The sequence below is a fragment of the Ruegeria sp. BA2 genome (assembly GCF_056539605.1).
In genome coordinates this window covers 282868-300455 of sequence record NZ_JBQFVE010000001.1, presented here as the reverse complement: position 1 = coordinate 300455, position 17588 = coordinate 282868, and the positions used below count along the sequence as shown (strand labels likewise).

Genomic DNA, 17588 nt, shown 5'->3' with positions numbered 1-17588 from the left:
ATCGCGATTCACCACATCGCGCTGTGCCCCGCATCGCTTGTTTGATGCGGAGTTTTAACGATCAGACAGTTAACCAGGATGAGAGCACTGTAATCGACATGAAAAAACCACTCAGAGTTTTCGCAATCGGGATTCCGCTGTTGGCAGCGTTGTCCGCCTGCATTCCATCTCCAGAACAGCTGGAGACCACTCCGGTAAAAGTGCAGACCCCCAAGGGCGTCGTGACCTGTCAGCTATACCGTCAAGATCGGGTAAACTGGGATCGCGCGATTGATTTTCCTGCAACAAAAATGTCGGTGCCTGAGGCGGACAACTATTGCAAACAGGAAGGTCTGCGCCGCTTGAATCGTTGATCCAAGCGGCCCCGGTGCGTTCAATCGCTAGCGGTTACGGAATAGTCCACCCAGAATACCCCGGACGATCCGACGACCCGTGGTGCCTTTGAGCTCCTTGATCACGGCCTCGCTCATGGCTGTGGCGAAGGTGTCCTTCTTGCGAGAGATGCGGGACGAAGATCGCCCGACGCGACTGCCCGAGTACCTGCGAGCCGAAGCATATTCACGCTCGGCTGGATTTTGTTGTTCCAGTATCTCGTCAGATTCAGCTTGTTCTGCTGCTTCGGCAGCCGTTTCGGCACGCGCCTGAAGGATCTCAAATGCCGATTTGCGATCGACACGCGTACCATATTTTCCATCCATCGCAGATGCTTTGATAATCGACTGACGCTCAGCCTTGGTAATCGGCCCGAGTTGCGAACCTGGTGGCCTGATCAGGGTTCGCTCAACAATCCCTGGAACCCCCTTTTTCTGCAGCATCGAGGTCACCGCCTCACCCACGCCCACCTCGCGAATGGCGGCTTCGGTATCAAAGGCAGGGTTCTCACGATAAGTCTCGGCTGCAAGGCGCAGATTCTTTCGATCACGCGCAGTAAAGGCCCGCAGCGCATGCTGAATTCGATTGCCCAGTTGGCCAAGAATATCTTCGGGAATATCGGCTGGATTTTGCGATATAAAATAAACACCCACGCCTTTCGATCGTATCAGCCGCGCGACTTGTTCGACCTTGTCCACCAGCACTTTCGGGGCGTCCTCGAACAGCAGATGCGCTTCGTCAAAGAAGAACACCAGCTTTGGTTTTTCTGGGTCGCCAATCTCGGGCAACTCTTCGAACAGCTCGCTGAGCAACCACAGCAAAAAGGTCGCGTACAGGCGCGGCGAGCCCATCAGCTTGTCCGAGGCCAGAATGTTCACCATCCCCTGCCCGCTCGCATCCGTCCGCATCAGATCGGATAGATCCAACGCGGGTTCACCAAACAGGTTCGTTCCGCCCTGATTTTCCAATACCAGTAGTCGCCGCTGAATCGCACCGATGGATGATGTCGAGACATTGCCGTAACGCAGCGAGAGCTGAGCCCGGTTTTCGCCGATCCAAACCAGGAGGGCCTGTAGATCTTTCAGATCAAGCAACGGCATGCCCTCTTCGTCGGCAACGTGAAATGCGATGTTCAGGATGCCTTCCTGCGCTTCGCTCAGCTCCATCAGCCGCGATAGCAGCAAAGGGCCCATTTCGGTCACGGTGGTTCGTACCGGGTGCCCCTGCTCACCGAAAAGATCCCAGAAGGTGACCGGACATGCGGCATATGAGAACTCATCGAACCCGATCTTTGATGCGCGGTCTAGAAAGGCTTGATGTAATTTGTGCGTTTCGCTTCCAGGCAACGCCAGTCCCGACAAGTCACCTTTGACGTCAGCCAGAAACACTGGCACCCCTGCTTGCGAGAACCCTTCGGCCAGAATTTGCAGCGTAACCGTTTTGCCTGTACCGGTCGCACCTGCGATCAAGCCGTGGCGGTTCGCATATTTCAGTGTCAGCCCCTGAGGCACCGCATAGTTGTCGCCACCACCACCTACGAAGATCTTGTTGTCCATTGAAATATTGCCCCAAATTCTACCGATCTACTGCAAGCATACAAAGTTAACCTTTCGCTGCGAGAGTAAATATTGCCCTTCGTGGTTTGACTGCGGGGCAAACTTCCTCCCTGTCGACTGGCCGTGCCTTCGGGCACGGCTTTTTTCCGTTGGGCAAAAAGCATGAAGCAAAGATTAATTTTTTCCGGTTAGGAGTTGACCACCGGGTTCCCCTTTCGTAACGTCTGCGCATAACTAAGTCGGCCAGTCCGACGGGGAGAAAAAATTCAGAAAGGGGGCCGCTCCACCGGCTCCCTTTTTTACTGTTTGTCGTGGCGCTGTCCGCACAAATCGGCAAAAATCGATCAATTCCCAACAGGGCATTCGGATTTGCCCTGACACCGTTGAATTGCAGTGGTAGACGAGTCAAAAAACTGGATCAGTTAGATGAGGCATTCATGATCAGGAAACTTATCCCAATTCACATGGTGACTGCAGCACTGCTGTGCGGACCGGCAATTGCACAAGAAACAACCGAACAGTCGGAAGCTGGCTCCGAAGTTGGAAGCGATCTTGATCTGGGCGAGACCGGGCCTCGTGTCGGGGAGCAGTATTTAAAGGAAGAGAGCGGCGATTGGGCCGTACTCTGCCTGAACACCGGAACCGACAACGAACCATGCGCAATCAGGCAAATCCTGAATGGCGAAGAAGGCCAGCCAATAGCCGAACTAACCGTAGAAAAACTACCCGAAGGCAATGTTGCTGTTGCGGCGGCAACTGTGGTTGTCCCGTTGGAAGTTATCTTGCAGGCACAATTGGCGCTGTCGATCGATGGGGCGCCGCGCAAGCGCTATAACTATCATCATTGTAATCCTATTGGCTGCATCGCGCGTCTAGGATTCACTCAAGGCGACATTGACGCCATGAAATCTGGCAACAAAGCGGCCATTTCGATGGTGACTGTGCTGGCCCCGGATCAGGTTATCGAAATAGAAGCCTCGTTGAAGGGCTTCACAGCGGGCTATGATGGCCTGCAGGCCCCGACGAACTAAATTCGAGCCGCATCGCTAAGAAATCGAAATGGCCGCCGTGCTCAAACGGCGGCTTTTTTACATCCGCTTCAGCGCCAGAACCGCATTTAGCCCACCGAACGCGAAGGCATTGCTCAGAGCAACATCTACCTTTACCTCGCGCGCCTCATTTGGGACGACATCCAAAGCGCATTCAGGATCAGGTTCTTCATAGCCGATGGTCGGCGCAACAACGCCATCGCGCAACGCCATAATACAGGCCAGCAGCTCGACCGCACCCGTGCCACCGATCAGATGACCATGCATCGACTTGGTTGATGAAATCATCAGATCATCCGCATGGGGCCCGAACACATCCGCGACAGCAGCACATTCGGTTTTGTCATTTGCTGCAGTTCCGGTTCCGTGTGCGTTGATATAGCCCACGTCGCTTGCATTCAGCCGCGCATCTGACAGTGCCCCTGCCATGGCACGTGCGGCGCCTTGTTTACTGGGCATCACGATGTCGGCCGCATCCGAAGACATGGCAAAGCCAACAACTTCGCAAAGAATATCTGCCCCTCGCGCCCGAGCATGTTCGTATTCCTCGAACACAAAGACACCTGCGCCTTCACCCTGCACCATTCCGTTTCGATTGGCGCTAAAGGGGCGGCAGGCATCTTTTGACATGACCCGAAGGCCTTCCCAGGCCTTAACCCCGCCAAAGCACAGCATCGATTCCGAACCGCCCGTTACCATGGCCGGGGCTGCCCCACTCCGCACCATCTGAAAAGCCTGCGCCATTGCATGGTTTGATGATGCACAGGCCGTTGAGACGGTAAAGCTGGGGCCTTTGAGGTTGTGTTCCATCGATACGTGGCTGGCCGCCGCGTTGTTCATCAGCTTTGGCACGACGAATGGGTGGACGCGGTTTTTACCGTCCTCATAAACCGATCGATAGTTATCATCCCAGGTCGAGACGCCGCCTCCGGCGGTTCCCAGAACCACGCCTGATCTCGCGGCTGTTTCACCCGAGAACTTAATGCCGGATTGATCAATAGCCTCATTAGCGGCCGTCAGAGTGAACTGAGTGAAGCGATCATACAGCGTCATCTGCTGGCGATTGAAACGGCCCTCAGCCTCAAAGCCCCGAACTTGACCACCGATCTTGATCGACAGACGGTCCACATCGCGAAATTCCAGCTCAGAGATACCACAACGGCCCTCGCGCATGGCTTCCAAAGTATCGGGAACGGAATGGCCCAACGCGTTGATAGTGCCAGCCCCGGTGATGACAACGCGCTTCATACCGGCGGTCAGACCTTTTCCGATACGAGTTTTTCGATGCCCGATATGATCGCTGCCACGTTCGAGATATCAAAATCGCTGGCAGTGGGCTCGTTTGCATTGAAGGGTATCGTGATATCGAATTCCTCTTCGATGGCAAAAATGCTCTCAACCAGACCCAGGCTGTCTATGCCCAAATCTTCGAGTGTGCTGTCGGGCGTCACGTCCGAAGGCTCAAGTACAGCCTGTTCGGCAATGATTGCTATGACGCGTTCGCTGATGCTCATCTCGATCCCCTGATTTTCGCGTTGGGGATGATTTAATCACTTGGAGGCTGTTTGAAAACAGCCTTTTTCAACGCCTCGACATCACGCGCCATCCGAGGCAGACGACGTTGCGCTTTGTAAATGTTTGTGTGGCTTTCCATTTTAATCCCGGGATACCCCATGATCACGCGACCAGCAGGAACATTGGACAGGATTTTGGTCCCGCCACCGGAAATCACGCCATCCCCGATGAAAATGTTATCGACAACGCCGGTCTGACCACCCAGCACCACGTTGTTTCCGATCTCGACCGAGCCGGATACACCAGTCTGACCGCACAACAGGCAATCATGACCAACGCGGGTGTTGTGTCCCACATGGACAAGGTTATCCAGCTTGGACCCGCTGCCGATCACCGTGTTGCGGATGGTCCCGTTATCGACCGTGCAGTTTGAGCCGACTTCGACATCGTCGCCAATTTCGACCGCGCCCAGAGAATGGATGCGTAACCAGCTTTGTGCCTTGGCATCCCCCTGATCACCCAGCGTTTTCCGCGCATTCTCAGCACCCGAAACCTCAGGCGTGACATAGCTGAACCCATCGCCTCCGATGCGGGCGCCTGGCTGCGCAATAAAACGATCGCCGATCTGCGCCCGTGCTCCGATGCTGACCATCTCGCGCAGCAGAGCATTTTCCCCGACTTCAGCATCCATGCCAATCACGCAATGTGCGCCGATGACCGAGCCCTTGCCGATCTTTGCCCGAGCGCCAATCACCGCAAGAGGCCCAATCGATACGTCAGATCCTATCTCAGCAGTGGCATCTACGACAGCCGATGGGTGAATACCCGGGGCTATGCCCTGCCCCCGGTCCAACATCGACGTGATCCCTGCCATCGCCATACGCGGGCGGTCCACAAAAATGGCGGCGTCCAGCCCTAGCGCCTTCCAATCAGCCCCGGCCCAAAGAATAGCCGCGCGTGCGTCACCATTTTCCAACGCCTCTGCATATTTAGGCGACATCGCCATGGCCAGATCGGTTGGCCCGGCATCTCCGGGCTCGGCGGCGCGCAGAATGGTCAGGTTGGTCTGACCTTCTGCCACAGCCCCTAAGGCTTCGGCGATTTGCTGAACGGTAAATTGCATGTCGGGCGTCCTCGTGGCGGGATTTGCCCCGTGATTACCCCTGAACGTCCGGCAGGACCACCCCTGCCTTTTGCAGCGCTTCCCAGATCTTGCGATCCCGATCATACACATCACGGCGATACTGAACTTCGCCCTTTGGGCCGATATAGGCAGTTCGGTAAATCAGATGCACCGGCACTTTCTTGTCGAGTTCGACCTTGGTTTCTTTACCGGTGTTCAGCACGCGGTGGAAGAATGCCTTGGGGTCCTCTTCCTGCTTGGCCAGCAGCGCATAGGCAAATTCAAACGGTTGCGCCAGTCGGATGCACCCATGCGAGAACGCCCGCACTTCGCGCGCGAACAAAGATTTCTGAGGCGTATCATGCAGATAGATATTGTACTTATTGGGGAACATGAACTTCACCAACCCCAACGCATTACTTTTGCTGGGGGGTTGCCGCATAGAAAATGGGAAATTGCGCGCAGTGAACTGAGTGAAGTCAACGGCCCCGCGATTCACCTGACGGCCGCGGCGATCAGTAATCTGGATATGGCCAACCGCATTTGGATTGGACTGCAACTGGGGAAGATATTCCTTGGTAATAATCGAGCGTGGCACATACCAGCTCGGGTTGATCACCATATGCTCCATTTCGTCCGAAAACTCGGGACTGCGCCGGTCATGTGTGTTCTTACCAATAACGGCGCGGGTCTCGAAAGTGACCAGACCGTCATCCACGATCTTGGCCGAGAAATCAGCCTGATTGACCAGAATGTGCCGCTCACCCCGTTCTTCGGGAAGCCAACGTTCCCTTTCAAGGGCGACGTAAACCGCCTTTAGTCGGTCCGAAACCGGGCGATTGATCTCGGCTATCGTCCCCTGACCCGCGACCCCATCGGGTTCGAGCCCGTGGGCCGTTTGAAAAGATTGAACCGCCGCGAACAGCGCATCATCATAGACCGGGCTGGCTGTCGGCTTCAGAAAGTCCATTGCGACAAGGCGATTGCGCAACTTGACGACGCTTGGCCCAGTATCACCCAATTCCAACTTGGTTGCTGGAACGGTCTCGCCCCACCCACCTTGCACAATCAGCGTTTCCAGCGCCTTCTTCTGCTTCAGCAATGCCCGATATTGCCGCGATTGCGGCATCAATTTGTGAAAATACGCGTCCCCTTCGCCTGACACGAGCAAGCCAAGGTGTTCATCAGCCGCACGCCGCTCAACGGTTCGTACAAGCCCATCGTCGATCTTGGACGGTTGCACAGTGCCTGACTGCAAGTCGCTGGCATATTTTACAAAAACCCGACTTAACTCGGCTTCCAACATGCCCAGATCACGCGTTGTGCGCGCATCCTGCATCTTGGTCATCAATGCCTGAATGTCGTAGCGTACCCCCGGAAGCCCATGCAGATCGGTCGCTGACAGCGCTTTGATCAATGCTGTGCGCCGAGCCGCGTGCTCAGCAGTGTCGCCAACCCAGACCGGATCAAATCCATTCGAGCGATAGAATTCCGCAACCGCAGGATTGCCTGCCGCGCTTTCCGCCACCGCCATCTGGAACGCTGTACCGCTGGTGCCTGCCTGAGCAGATGTCGCGGAGGCAGCAAGAAAGGCGAATACAAAAACACTTGAACGAGCACGGGTAACAATCGACATGGGATGGCCTTGATTATTCAATGACTTATTGTGCCTTAATGACGGCGTCTGAAAATAATGTTTCGCCGCGGGTCCGATGTCTATTCACAAATTCATCATATCAGCGCTTCTTTCACCCCTGGTGCGCGTTTGCATCGCCGCGATGTTAACTGCGCCAAAAGCTAGCATACTTGCATCAGTTGCGCAAAAAACTGCCGAAATTTCCCCCTAGATTTCGCTGAAGCCAAAGATTTCTTGGCTGTTGATTCCGACTGTGTAATAAATCCCGCATCTGGGATGGGAAAAAATAAAGACGGCGCGCGTAACATCGTGTGCAGGCAGGAACAGTACGGGACGAAACAAAAATGACAGAGAGCAGTGCATCGGGCCTGACCCGACGTGCCCTATTGGGTGCATTCGCCGCAACGGCAGTCGTCGCAGCACCAACCTATTCCAAAGCAGCTGGTTTTCTTCGTGGAGGCGGAGATATTCGCCGCATTCGCATGTATTCGGGCCGCACGGGTGAGCGGATCGATATGGTCTATTGGGTTGATGGCAAATACATCAAAGACGCGGTTAAAGAAGTGAACCACTTTATGCGTGATTGGCGTAACGACCAGGTCAAATCCATAGACCTGCGTACGATCGACATCATGGCCGCAGCCCACAACATGATGGATGTCAGCGAACCTTATATGCTGTTGTCGGGTTACCGCTCGCCACAAACCAACGCGATGCTGCGTCGTCGCTCGCGCGGGGTTGCGAAGAACTCACTTCATATGAAAGCCCAAGCCGCCGATCTGCGCCTCTCGTCGCGCTCGGTTTCTCAGATGGCGAAAGCAGCAATTTCGTGTCGTGCTGGTGGGGTTGGACAATACTACCGCTCGAACTTCGTTCACATGGATTGCGGTGTCATCCGCACATGGCGCGGCTGAAATAGCCCTACAACCTGTTCTTTTGATTGACCCCTATCAGTTGGTTCTGACAGGGGTTTTGTTTTGTCCATCAACGAGTCGGCGATCCGCAATCACGAGTTCCGGGTGCTTAAATTTTTGGAAATGGCGCACCTGAGAGGATTCGAACCTCTGGCCTCTGCCTTCGGAGGGCAGCGCTCTATCCAGCTGAGCTACAGGTGCCTTGGCGTTTAGCTACCCCCGTTCCAATCCGGGTGCAACTGCAAATCCGCAATTGAATCAAGCAAACAGATCGTGAGCCAGCTCTAACGCATCGATCAACGTGTCGACCTCATCCGTCGTATTATACAGCCCGAAACTTGCACGACAGGTGGCAGTGACGCCCAGGTGATCCATAAGAGGCCCCGCGCAATGATGACCGGCGCGCACGGCGACGCCTTTCTTGTCCAGAATAGTCGAAACATCATGGGCATGCCCTGCGCCATCCAAGGTGAAGCTGAAGATCGCCGCCTTGTTCGCCGTCGTTCCCTGAACCTGCAACCAGTTCAACCCGGTCAAACGTTGCATCGCGTATTCGCGCAAACCAGCCTCATGAGAGGAAATGTTCTCCATCCCCAGTTCCATCATGTAATCGAGCGCCACGCCCAGACCGATTGTCTGAACGATGCCGGGGGTTCCTGCCTCAAACTTCATTGGTGGGTCGTTATAGATCACCTGATGTTTGGACACTTCTTTGATCATGTCACCGCCACCGATGAAGGGGCGCATTTCGGCCATTCGGTCTGATTTGATATAGATCGCACCTGACCCGGATGGACCATATAATTTGTGGCCGGTTATGGCGTAGAAGTCGCAGCCGATATCTTCGACATTAACGGGCATATGAACAGCGCCTTGGCTACCATCCACCAGAACGGGAACACCCTTGGCATGCGCGCCTTGCGTGATCGTTTTGACATCAACCACCGTGCCCAAAACGTTCGAACAATGCGTCACCGCCACCAGCTTGGTCTTTGGACCGATCGCATCAATTACCGCTTGGGGGTCCAGATGCCCGGTCGCATCAACGTCGACCCATTTGAGGATCACACCTTGCCGTTCACGTAGAAAATGCCAGGGCACGATATTGGCGTGGTGCTCCATCACACTCAGGACAATTTCATCCCCTGCCTGCAAGCGCGGCATTGCCCAACCATAGGCGACAAGATTGATCCCTTCGGTAGTGCCCGAATTCAAGACAATCTCATCTTCATCCGACACGCCCAGAAACCGCGCAACGGTACCGCGGACGGATTCATATTTTTCGGTCGCAAGATTCGAAAGGTAGTGAAGCCCGCGATGCACATTCGAATATTCGTGCGCATAAGCCTGAGTAACCGCATCAATCACAGTTTGCGGTTTCTGTGCGGACGCCCCGTTATCAAGATAGGTCAGCGGCTTACCATTGACCTCACGAGACAGGATCGGAAAGTCGGCACGAATTTTCTGTACATCATACATAGGCAGGGCTTTTCTATACGGATCCAGCAGGGATCAGCCAAAGGACAAAGGGAATTGCGACAAGGCCCGACAACAGGATCACCAGAAACGACTTTCCCAAAGAGCCAAACCGGTGGGCTTCGTTGAGAAAATGCAAAGTGATGTAAAGGCTTAGCGCCAACATCGCCAGGCTCGCAGGCAAGAACAAGAACGGCAGTGCCGCCACCAAAACCAGAATAATCGCCTGGCCCGTAATCTGTAGGATCTGCAACCAGACAATCAAGGTCATGAACTCGTTGAACGTTCCGGTACCACCCAAAACGCGGCCCACCAAAAGGAACGTCACGACACTGATCAGGATCGCCGCTACCGATACGATAATCGTCCGCGACAATGGCTCGGCCAATTGCTGAACGTCCGGACTGATGAGAGGTATGACAAAGCCCGAGGCGGTCTGAACCAGTGCATTCAAAATAACCGCAAGCGAGAAAGTCAGCCAAAGAACATCCGTTCCAAGCTGCATCGCCAGCAATCGCCGTGCTGCCTCTGCCGGGTTCGTCAGCGTCAATACGACCAGATTGAGCAGCGCGGTGGTATTCATTTGGCAGCCTTTTGCGATTGTCTGAGACCCGACAACCAGAACCAGAGGAAAACCGCAACCCATAACAAACCAGCAACTGTTTGCGCCGGACCCGGGCCAATGAAGCCAGACACCAGCCCGTTCAGCAGCACCAAGGGTGCTGAGGCAAGAAGCGCCCAGAACAGTGCCAGCCGTGCGCCATAGCTGGTGCCCCCGCCTCCGACCATTCGAGCGCCAAAATAAGAAAGCCAGGCGAGCAAATAGAAGAACAGCGGCAAGATGAAGACAGAGCCCATCAAGGCCCCACCCATCAGCATGTTCAACTCTAACCCTTCAAGATGGGCCTGACGCGCAAGCCCGGGCAATTGTGCGATGAAACCTACAACACAAAAGGCCATCACAAATGCCAGAGCCCGATCTTCGCGCGGGCCCATATCAAGCAGACGACGCACAACACGCCCCGGTCCGCGATACGTGGCCACGATATCTGATGTCACAGGCATCAGCGGCGGCGTGCCAGCCAATCTTGCAAACGGGACACGATATCGGCGGCCAAGTCCTCATCTTCGATTTCGTCAACAGCCTCAGCTAAAAAGGCCAGTGTCAACATGTCGGTGGCTTCCGCAGTTGGGACACCGCGCGAACGCAGGTAGAACAAAGCCGTCTCGTCAATCGCGCCAGAGGTCGAACCGTGCGAACAAGCCACATCATCGGCATAAATCTCAAGTTCGGGTTTGGCGAGGAACTGACTGTCATCGTCCAAAAGCAGCGATTGGCTAATCTGATAGCCATCGGTTTTCTGAGCACCCTCTTTGACGAGGATCTTGCCTTGGAACACGCCCGTCGCGCCATTGCGGAGGACCTTCTTGAATACTTGGCGGCTTTCACAGTTCACCGCGTCATGGGTGACAAACACCGTGTCGTCGTGGTGAAAATCACCATCTCCGACACAAGCACCTGCCACATGCGCAACCGCGTCATCTCCTGTCAGCTCAACCACTTGCTCGTTCCGTGTCAGAACGCCGTTCACGGTCAAGGTGAAGGACTTATAGACAGATTCTTTTCCAAGGCGCGTAAACATATGAGTTGCTGCGCGGCGTTGGTGATCCCGACCCTGCGCGCGGACGTGATGCAACGTGCCGTTGTCAGCGATATCGATCTCCATGCATTTGTTGAACCGCGATGCCGCGGGCCCGTTTTCGAGGATCGTCACCTCTGCGTCGCTTTCTACACGAATAATGTGGTGCAGGATCGCATCCGAAGTTTCTGATTCATGACGGTAAACCAGATTGATCGGCTTGCTCGGCTTTCCAGTCACATGAATGGCAACGCCATCTGATGCAAAGGCTGTATTCAGTGCCGCCAATGGACGCGGTACCGGATACTGACCCTTTGCCTCAAGAACACCATATAACTCTTTGGCCCAATGGATATCTTTGCAGCAAATGTCTTCCAGCCGGTCGATCGTGACACCCTCAAGCGATAGGTCGTCGGACTCTTCGGGGCTAAAGACGCCATCGATGAAAACGATCCGCAACCGATCAAATGCGTGAAACATCGCCGGCTCATCCGTGTCGAATAACGCCGCAGTTGGAGCTTCAGCCGAGATCAATGTGTCGGGTCGGGTATATTTCCAATACTCGTCACGACGACTTGGCAACCCCATCTCGCGCACGCGGGCGATTGCAGCCTCGCGCGCTTTGCGGGTGCATCCTGCATCTGGCATTGTCAGCGCCGACAACCGTTCTTCGGTTGCGGTTTGTTTTGCTTGGGGCAAAGCCATCAGTTCACCTCGGCCAGAATGTCGGAATATCCGTTGTTTTCGACTTCAAGCGCCAATTCAGGGCCACCGGATTTCACAATGCGCCCATCGGCCATGATATGAACTACATCCGGCTTGATGTGATCCAACAGGCGCTGATAGTGCGTAATCACAAGGAACCCGCGCCCTTCGTCGCGCAGCGCATTCACACCTTCGGCCACCAGTTTCATCGCATCCACGTCGAGGCCCGAGTCGGTCTCGTCAAGGATGCACATCTTGGGCTCCAGCATCGCCATCTGTAGGATTTCATTGCGCTTTTTCTCACCGCCTGAGAAGCCCACATTGACCGGGCGTTTCAGCATGTCGGCGTCGATTTTTAACGCTTTCGCCTTCGCACGCACCTCTTTCAGAAAGTCTGCAGCAGAAAGCTCTTCTTCACCACGCGCTTTGCGCTGTGCGTTCACGGCGGTCCGCAGGAATGTCATGTTGCCAACACCGGGTATTTCCACCGGGTACTGGAAGGCCAGAAATACGCCCGCAGCAGCACGCTCTTCCGGCTCCATCTCAAGCAAGTCTTCGCCATCGAGCGCGGCGCCGCCTTCGGTCACCTCATAGCCATCGCGACCAGACAAGACATAGCTGAGCGTCGACTTGCCCGACCCGTTTGGTCCCATGATCGCGTGTACCTTGCCGGGCTCAACCGTCAGGTCGACGCCTTTTAGGATTTGCTTGTCTTCTTCCTCAAGTTTGACGTGCAGGTTGTTGATTTCCAGCATTTTCTGTCCTTTTGCATCTCGCAAGGGGCGCAGCGTGGCCCCGATAAGTTCCTATCCCAGTGCCTTGCGGATAACGCGAGCGATGATCCATCCAAGCAATGCACCAGCGCCCACGGCCCAGACCGGGGTAATAAAGTCCATGTATTTGGTGTTGACGTAGGCAACCCCCAACAAGCCGCCGAGCACTGGCAGCGCATAGCCAAGCGCCGTCAGCACATCATCCTTTCGGATTCGCTGTTGGAGTCTGGGCGTCATCAGCCAACCGATCCTTCGAGGCTGATCGCCACCAGCTGCTGCGCTTCCATGGCGAACTCCATCGGCAGCGCCTGCAGGACGTCCTTGCAGAACCCGTTGACAACAAGTGCCACGGCTTCTTCCTCATCCATGCCACGTTGGCGGCAATAAAACAGCTGATCGTCATCCACTTTCGAGGTCGTTGCCTCATGCTCGACACGAGATGAGTTGTTCTTGACCTCGATATACGGCACCGTATGCGCCCCGCACTTATCACCGATCAGCAAACTGTCACACTGGGTGTAGTTCCGGCTGTCCTTGGCCTTGGGGTGCATCGAGACCAGACCGCGATAGGTATTCTGCGCCTTCCCGGCGCTAATCCCTTTGGACACGATCCGCGACTTGGTGTTCTTGCCCAGATGAATCATCTTGGTGCCAGTATCGGCCTGCTGATAGTTGTTGGCAATCGCAATCGAATAGAACTCACCCTGACTGTCGTCACCACGCAGGATGCAAGACGGGTATTTCCAGGTTACGGCCGAACCGGTTTCCACCTGAGTCCACATCACCTTGGACCGATCACCCCGGCAATCGGCGCGTTTGGTCACAAAGTTGTAGATACCACCCTTGCCATTCTCATCCCCGGGGAACCAGTTCTGAACGGTCGAATATTTCACCTCGGCGTCTTCTTCGACGATGATCTCAACTACAGCAGCATGCAACTGCGCGGTGTCGCGCTGTGGTGCTGTGCAGCCTTCCAGATACGAGACGTAAGAGCCCTTGTCGGCGATGATCAGCGTGCGTTCGAACTGACCTGTGTTTTCCGCGTTGATGCGAAAATAAGTGCTCAGCTCCATCGGGCAACGCACGCCCGGCGGGACGTAGACAAATGATCCATCCGAGAACACGGCCGAATTCAGCGTCGCATAGAAATTGTCGGACACCGGGACAACGGAACCGAGGTATTTCTTGACCAGCTCTGGATGCTCGCGGATGGCTTCGGAGATCGAGCAGAAGATGACGCCGGCCTCTTTCAGTTCCTTCTGAAATGTTGTTCCAACTGAAACAGAGTCAAAAACGGCGTCAACCGCCACCTTGCGACCCTCTGCGGGCGCATCCTCGGCGCCCTCTACGCCCGCAAGAATCATCTGTTCTTTTAAGGGAATGCCGAGCTTTTCGTAAGTTGCGAGAAGCTTGGGGTCGACCTCATCCAAAGATTTTGGCTTTTCTTCCATCGATTTCGGACGGGCATAGTAATACTGGTCCTGAAATTCGATCGGCGGATAGTGCACCATCGCCCATTTGGGCTCTTCCATCTGGGTCCAGCGCTCAAATGCGGCCAGACGCCATTCGGTCATCCATTCCGGCTCGTCATTCTTGTCCGAGATCAGACGGACGATATCGGGGTTTACGCCTTTGGGCGCATACTCCATCTCGATATCTGTTTCCCAGCCGTACTTGTAGGTGCTGACCTCACGAACCGCATCTACGGTTTCCTGATCAACACCCTCTTTCACCTGGGTCTGGTCCAAAGCGGCCATGACTCACCCTCCGTCTGATCACGCGGCGCGCGCGCGATGCTTTTTCTCTTTTTCCAGCCACGTCTCGGCGAAACGCAGCACATCTTCTTCCGTTGTCTCCGGCCCCAGCGACACGCGAATAGCGCTGGCTGCCGTCAACTCATCCAGTCCCATGGCCGTCAGCACAGCACTCGCGCGAACCTTGCCGCTGGAACAGGCCGAGCCCGCGCTTATCGCAAAACCCGACAGATCCATCTGCATGACCTGGGTCTCTCCCTTCCAGCCCGGCGTGGCAAAGCACAAGGTGTTTGGGAGCCGCTCCTGACCTTTCCCGACAAAAATAGTAGCTTTCGAACCAGCCTCAAGAGCGTTTTCTAGAATATTTCTAAGTTCTGTTACTTTTTCCCAAACGCCATTCGCCAGATCGCTGGCCGCCGCTTGAGCTGCGGCCCCGAACCCTGCAATTCCAACGACATTTTCCGTACCTGACCGACGACCCATTTCCTGCCCGCCACCTTTGATCTGCGCGGCAAGATCGGTGCCGCGCTTCATCACCAACGCCCCGATACCCTTTGGCCCGCCAAGCTTGTGGGCCGAAATCAGCGCCATTTCGGCACCCATCCAGTTGAATGCGATTGGTAGCTTTCCAAAAGCTTGAGTTGCATCAGTGATGGCAAGACCCGTTGGAAGCTTCTGAACAATCCCGGTTTCCGAATTCGCTAGTTGCAAAGTGGACTGGGATGCGTCCGAGACCGATACAGCTCCGTACTGAGACACTGGCAAAGCCTCATTGGTCCAAGCTCTTACCGCATCATGTTCAATCGTCGCACCAGAAAGGTCGCGCCCTGCCATGGCCAAAGCTGCCGCTTCTGTCGCACCGGATGTAAACACGATGTCAGCACCGTCCGCGCCAAACGCGGTTGCGATCTGTGCGCGCGCTTTCTCAACAACTGCCTTTGCTGCGCGCCCTTCGGCATGGACCGATGACGGATTGCCCACCAGATCCATGGTCGCGATCATAGCCTCGCGGGCCTCAGCCCTCAGCGGGGCGGTAGCGTTATAGTCAAGATAAACCCGATTCATAGATGTATCTTTTCCAAAGTGCGTATTGTTGAGCCACAAAGAAACTTCATCAGATCAGTCGTCCACGACCGCAAACAAGCTGGGCACAGCCGGGCACGGCGCCAAATCATTCCGGATCACATCCGAGAGCCGCGTCTGATGCAGAAACACATACACGTTGGCGCTGAGACTCTCCCACAGCCGGTTGGTCAGTGATTGCGCCTGACTGCCCGAAGAGGCTCCAGAGGCACCCGCCCCTTTGTGCATCGCATCGACCGTCTCATCGACGGCGGCCAGCACTTCGACAACACGAATGTCGGACGCGGGGCGCGCCAGGCGATATCCGCCACCTGGCCCACGCACCGAAGCCACCAGATCAGCCCGGCGCAGCTTGACAAAAAGCTGTTCGAGGTAGGGCAGAGAAATATCCTGCCGCTCGGAAATCTCACCCAATGTGACAAGCTTGTCAGAGGACTGTAGCGCGATATCAGCCAGCGCAACCATCGCATAACGTCCCTTGGTCGACAGCTTCATTTTCAATTCCCCTGGGTAAGAACCGCGCGAAAACATTGACGCCGCCTTAGCCAGTGCGTATCTCCCACTGACAGCGTTTTCACGCGACACAATGTAATTAGAACCGTTCTAAGGTACCTGATGATTACCGTCAAGATAATCTCAGGGCCGACGCGTCAAAAAACAGGACCAAAGCACACATGCCCGAGGTGATTTTTCCCGGACCCGAAGGCCGCCTGGAAGGCCGCTACCACCCGCAAAAGGAAAAAGACGCACCGATCGCTATCGTGCTTCACCCGCATCCTCAGTTTGGCGGGACCATGAACAACAAGGTGGTCTATAACCTTCACTATGCCTTCTACAACATGGGCTTCACGGTTCTGCGCTTTAACTTCCGCGGTGTTGGCCGCAGTCAAGGCGAATATGATCAGGGTGTAGGTGAGTTGAGCGATGCGGCTTCGGCGCTGGATTACCTTCAGTCGATGAACAACAATTCGAAACATTGCTGGGTGGCTGGATTCTCGTTCGGCGCCTGGATTGGGATGCAATTGCTGATGCGTCGCCCTGAGATCACCGGTTTCATCAGTGTTTCGCCGCCTGCGAATATGTACGACTTCTCGTTCTTGGCACCCTGCCCGTCTTCAGGTTTGATTATCAACGGGTCTTCTGACCGCGTTGCGCCACCCGCGGACACGACGTCTCTGGTCGGCAAGCTTCACGAACAGAAGGGCATCACTATCACCCATAATGAGGTGGAAGGTGCTGATCACTTCTTCCAGGATCGTCACATGGACACTCTGATGACTGACGTGACGGACTACGTAAAACGCCGCCTGACAGAGAATACGCGCTGATGTCCGATACCATCACCACCCTCGCTGCCAGATTGGCCGAGGACACGATGAAGGTTATGGACGAGACGGGCGAGGATCGTTTTTTTGTCGAGGTTGGTGAAGTACTCGGCGCGGCCTCGCAATCGCTGGAAGAAGCGTTCTTGACTGAAATCCGCGTACGGTTGGCCGAACGCAAGGCGCGTCAATTCGTGGTAAAACGGCTGTCAGAGCATCGCTCTAAGCTGAAAGCGATCGAAAAACAGTGACCTGTTTTTTCGTGGCTAAAAAAGAAAAGGAGCCCGAAAGCTCCTTTTCAGAAATATCGTCCGGTCGGCGCTTAAACTGGAAAACCCGATAACCGCTCAACACTCTGGGCTGCATCAATGTCGACGGACCCCCCGTCTGCAAGCCACCCCAACGCCACAATCATTGCCGAAACGATAATGATCGATTTTGCAAAAGTCGTCATTGTATCAAACTCATTAAAAACAAACTAAAAACAATTATTGAGCTAGCACAAAAGCGAAGGCCCGAATAGTCGGGTTTACCTGACCTATGGTAAAGTTAGCTTGGAATCCGGCCCATCAAAGTACTCTGATGAGATTAGGTCGTGCACAAGCATGCGCGTTTCCCTGACAAGCAAGGTATTTTCAGCAACAACCGCCCACCGCCCCGCGGATAGGGC

At 55.0% G+C, this 17588-nt stretch carries 19 protein-coding genes and 1 tRNA gene; 5 read left to right on the top strand and 15 right to left on the bottom strand.

Annotation, left to right across the window (positions count from 1 at the left end; all coding sequences use genetic code 11):
* Window positions 1–98 precede the first annotated feature (98 nt).
* Entirely contained in the window at window positions 99–353 is a 255-nt protein-coding gene (locus ACR0NN_RS01480; RefSeq protein ID WP_170718986.1) for a hypothetical protein, read from the top strand.
* Between the two features lie 27 nt (window positions 354–380).
* Here ACR0NN_RS01480 and ACR0NN_RS01475 read toward each other — a convergent pair whose 3' ends face one another.
* Entirely contained in the window at window positions 381–1928 is a 1548-nt protein-coding gene (locus tag ACR0NN_RS01475) for a helicase HerA-like domain-containing protein (protein ID WP_170718984.1), read from the bottom strand.
* A 437-nt stretch (window positions 1929–2365) separates the two neighbouring features.
* Here ACR0NN_RS01475 and ACR0NN_RS01470 point away from each other — a divergent pair, with 437 nt between their 5' ends.
* Window positions 2366–2959 (top strand): invasion associated locus B family protein, encoded by a 594-nt coding sequence (locus ACR0NN_RS01470; RefSeq protein ID WP_170718982.1) that lies wholly within the window; start codon window positions 2366–2368, stop codon window positions 2957–2959.
* Between the two features lie 57 nt (window positions 2960–3016).
* Here ACR0NN_RS01470 and ACR0NN_RS01465 read toward each other — a convergent pair whose 3' ends face one another.
* Genes ACR0NN_RS01465 through ACR0NN_RS01450 form a run of 4 tightly spaced genes read right to left on the bottom strand, consistent with a single transcriptional unit; the run spans window position 3017 to window position 7251 of the window.
* Entirely contained in the window at window positions 3017–4225 is a 1209-nt protein-coding gene (locus tag ACR0NN_RS01465; protein ID WP_480683758.1) for a beta-ketoacyl-[acyl-carrier-protein] synthase family protein, read from the bottom strand.
* Between the two features lie 8 nt (window positions 4226–4233).
* Window positions 4234–4491, bottom strand: coding sequence for an acyl carrier protein (locus ACR0NN_RS01460; protein ID WP_170683802.1), 258 nt, complete (start codon window positions 4489–4491; stop codon window positions 4234–4236).
* A 32-nt stretch (window positions 4492–4523) separates the two neighbouring features.
* A complete protein-coding gene (gene lpxD, locus ACR0NN_RS01455) occupies window positions 4524–5615 on the bottom strand; it encodes a UDP-3-O-(3-hydroxymyristoyl)glucosamine N-acyltransferase (RefSeq protein WP_170718980.1) in 1092 nt (363 codons plus the stop codon).
* Between the two features lie 34 nt (window positions 5616–5649).
* A complete protein-coding gene (locus ACR0NN_RS01450) occupies window positions 5650–7251 on the bottom strand; it encodes a L,D-transpeptidase scaffold domain-containing protein (RefSeq protein ID WP_170718978.1) in 1602 nt (533 codons plus the stop codon).
* Window positions 7252–7595: 344 nt separating this feature from the next.
* On the opposite strand from ACR0NN_RS01450, the gene mepK reads away from it, so the two are divergent.
* Entirely contained in the window at window positions 7596–8165 is a 570-nt protein-coding gene (gene mepK, locus ACR0NN_RS01445) for a peptidoglycan L,D-endopeptidase MepK (RefSeq protein ID WP_170683796.1), read from the top strand.
* Between the two features lie 124 nt (window positions 8166–8289).
* Here mepK and ACR0NN_RS01440 read toward each other — a convergent pair.
* The 10 genes from ACR0NN_RS01440 to iscR form a co-directional block, all read right to left on the bottom strand.
* Window positions 8290–8366 (bottom strand) — tRNA-Arg (locus ACR0NN_RS01440).
* Window positions 8367–8423: 57 nt separating this feature from the next.
* Window positions 8424–9644: a cysteine desulfurase gene (locus tag ACR0NN_RS01435; RefSeq protein ID WP_170718976.1), complete on the bottom strand. Its 1221-nt coding sequence runs from the start codon at window positions 9642–9644 to the stop codon at window positions 8424–8426.
* Window positions 9645–9657: 13 nt separating this feature from the next.
* The gene (locus ACR0NN_RS01430) at window positions 9658–10224 is read right to left on the bottom strand and encodes a Yip1 family protein (protein WP_170718974.1); all 567 of its coding nucleotides are present in this window, start codon (window positions 10222–10224) and stop codon (window positions 9658–9660) included.
* On the bottom strand, window positions 10221–10706 hold the full coding sequence (locus ACR0NN_RS01425; RefSeq protein ID WP_170718972.1) for a YIP1 family protein: 486 nt from the start codon (window positions 10704–10706) through the stop codon (window positions 10221–10223). The genes ACR0NN_RS01430 and ACR0NN_RS01425 overlap by 4 nt, the downstream gene beginning before the upstream one ends.
* Window positions 10706–11986 (bottom strand): Fe-S cluster assembly protein SufD, encoded by a 1281-nt coding sequence (gene sufD / locus ACR0NN_RS01420; RefSeq protein WP_170718969.1) that lies wholly within the window; start codon window positions 11984–11986, stop codon window positions 10706–10708. The genes ACR0NN_RS01425 and sufD overlap by 1 nt, the downstream gene beginning before the upstream one ends.
* Entirely contained in the window at window positions 11986–12741 is a 756-nt protein-coding gene (gene sufC, locus ACR0NN_RS01415) for a Fe-S cluster assembly ATPase SufC (protein ID WP_170718967.1), read from the bottom strand. The genes sufD and sufC overlap by 1 nt, the downstream gene beginning before the upstream one ends.
* Window positions 12742–12792: 51 nt before the next feature.
* Window positions 12793–12996 (bottom strand): hypothetical protein, encoded by a 204-nt coding sequence (locus tag ACR0NN_RS01410; protein ID WP_480683753.1) that lies wholly within the window; start codon window positions 12994–12996, stop codon window positions 12793–12795.
* On the bottom strand, window positions 12996–14516 hold the full coding sequence (sufB, locus tag ACR0NN_RS01405; protein WP_170718963.1) for a Fe-S cluster assembly protein SufB: 1521 nt from the start codon (window positions 14514–14516) through the stop codon (window positions 12996–12998). Before sufB ends, ACR0NN_RS01410 begins: the two co-directional genes overlap by 1 nt.
* Window positions 14517–14534: 18 nt before the next feature.
* Window positions 14535–15578: a cysteine desulfurase family protein gene (locus tag ACR0NN_RS01400; protein ID WP_480683751.1), complete on the bottom strand. Its 1044-nt coding sequence runs from the start codon at window positions 15576–15578 to the stop codon at window positions 14535–14537.
* Window positions 15579–15632: 54 nt separating this feature from the next.
* Window positions 15633–16091 carry a Fe-S cluster assembly transcriptional regulator IscR gene (gene iscR / locus ACR0NN_RS01395; protein WP_170683774.1) on the bottom strand — a complete coding sequence of 153 codons (459 nt, stop codon included), beginning with the start codon at window positions 16089–16091 and terminating at the stop codon, window positions 15633–15635.
* Window positions 16092–16270: 179 nt separating this feature from the next.
* Between iscR and ACR0NN_RS01390 the strand changes: the two genes are divergently transcribed.
* Together ACR0NN_RS01390 and ACR0NN_RS01385 are read left to right on the top strand one after the other, a co-directional pair.
* Window positions 16271–16924, top strand: coding sequence for an alpha/beta hydrolase (locus ACR0NN_RS01390; RefSeq protein WP_170683772.1), 654 nt, complete (start codon window positions 16271–16273; stop codon window positions 16922–16924).
* Window positions 16924–17169, top strand: a complete 246-nt coding sequence (locus tag ACR0NN_RS01385; protein ID WP_170683771.1) for a hypothetical protein — start codon at window positions 16924–16926, stop codon at window positions 17167–17169. Before ACR0NN_RS01390 ends, ACR0NN_RS01385 begins: the two co-directional genes overlap by 1 nt.
* Window positions 17170–17588: the final 419 nt, after the last annotated feature.

Bases quoted from the DNA above. Each gene is read 5' to 3' on its own strand.
- ACR0NN_RS01465 (WP_480683758.1), bottom strand. From the start codon at position 4,225: ATGAAGCGCGTTGTCATCACCGGGGCTGGCACTATCAACGCGTTGGGC.
- sufC (WP_170718967.1), bottom strand. From the start codon at position 12,741: ATGCTGGAAATCAACAACCTGCACGTCAAACTTGAGGAAGAAGACAAG.
- lpxD (WP_170718980.1), bottom strand. From the start codon at position 5,615: ATGCAATTTACCGTTCAGCAAATCGCCGAAGCCTTAGGGGCTGTGGCA.
- ACR0NN_RS01425 (WP_170718972.1), bottom strand. From the start codon at position 10,706: ATGCCTGTGACATCAGATATCGTGGCCACGTATCGCGGACCGGGGCGT.
- ACR0NN_RS01390 (WP_170683772.1), top strand. From the start codon at position 16,271: ATGCCCGAGGTGATTTTTCCCGGACCCGAAGGCCGCCTGGAAGGCCGC.
- ACR0NN_RS01480 (WP_170718986.1), top strand. From the start codon at position 99: ATGAAAAAACCACTCAGAGTTTTCGCAATCGGGATTCCGCTGTTGGCA.
- ACR0NN_RS01450 (WP_170718978.1), bottom strand. From the start codon at position 7,251: ATGTCGATTGTTACCCGTGCTCGTTCAAGTGTTTTTGTATTCGCCTTT.
- sufB (WP_170718963.1), bottom strand. From the start codon at position 14,516: ATGGCCGCTTTGGACCAGACCCAGGTGAAAGAGGGTGTTGATCAGGAA.
- ACR0NN_RS01470 (WP_170718982.1), top strand. From the start codon at position 2,366: ATGATCAGGAAACTTATCCCAATTCACATGGTGACTGCAGCACTGCTG.
- ACR0NN_RS01475 (WP_170718984.1), bottom strand. From the start codon at position 1,928: ATGGACAACAAGATCTTCGTAGGTGGTGGTGGCGACAACTATGCGGTG.
- ACR0NN_RS01385 (WP_170683771.1), top strand. From the start codon at position 16,924: ATGTCCGATACCATCACCACCCTCGCTGCCAGATTGGCCGAGGACACG.
- ACR0NN_RS01435 (WP_170718976.1), bottom strand. From the start codon at position 9,644: ATGTATGATGTACAGAAAATTCGTGCCGACTTTCCGATCCTGTCTCGT.
- ACR0NN_RS01410 (WP_480683753.1), bottom strand. From the start codon at position 12,996: ATGACGCCCAGACTCCAACAGCGAATCCGAAAGGATGATGTGCTGACG.
- mepK (WP_170683796.1), top strand. From the start codon at position 7,596: ATGACAGAGAGCAGTGCATCGGGCCTGACCCGACGTGCCCTATTGGGT.
- ACR0NN_RS01400 (WP_480683751.1), bottom strand. From the start codon at position 15,578: ATGAATCGGGTTTATCTTGACTATAACGCTACCGCCCCGCTGAGGGCT.
- ACR0NN_RS01460 (WP_170683802.1), bottom strand. From the start codon at position 4,491: ATGAGCATCAGCGAACGCGTCATAGCAATCATTGCCGAACAGGCTGTA.
- iscR (WP_170683774.1), bottom strand. From the start codon at position 16,091: ATGAAGCTGTCGACCAAGGGACGTTATGCGATGGTTGCGCTGGCTGAT.
- sufD (WP_170718969.1), bottom strand. From the start codon at position 11,986: ATGGCTTTGCCCCAAGCAAAACAAACCGCAACCGAAGAACGGTTGTCG.
- ACR0NN_RS01430 (WP_170718974.1), bottom strand. From the start codon at position 10,224: ATGAATACCACCGCGCTGCTCAATCTGGTCGTATTGACGCTGACGAAC.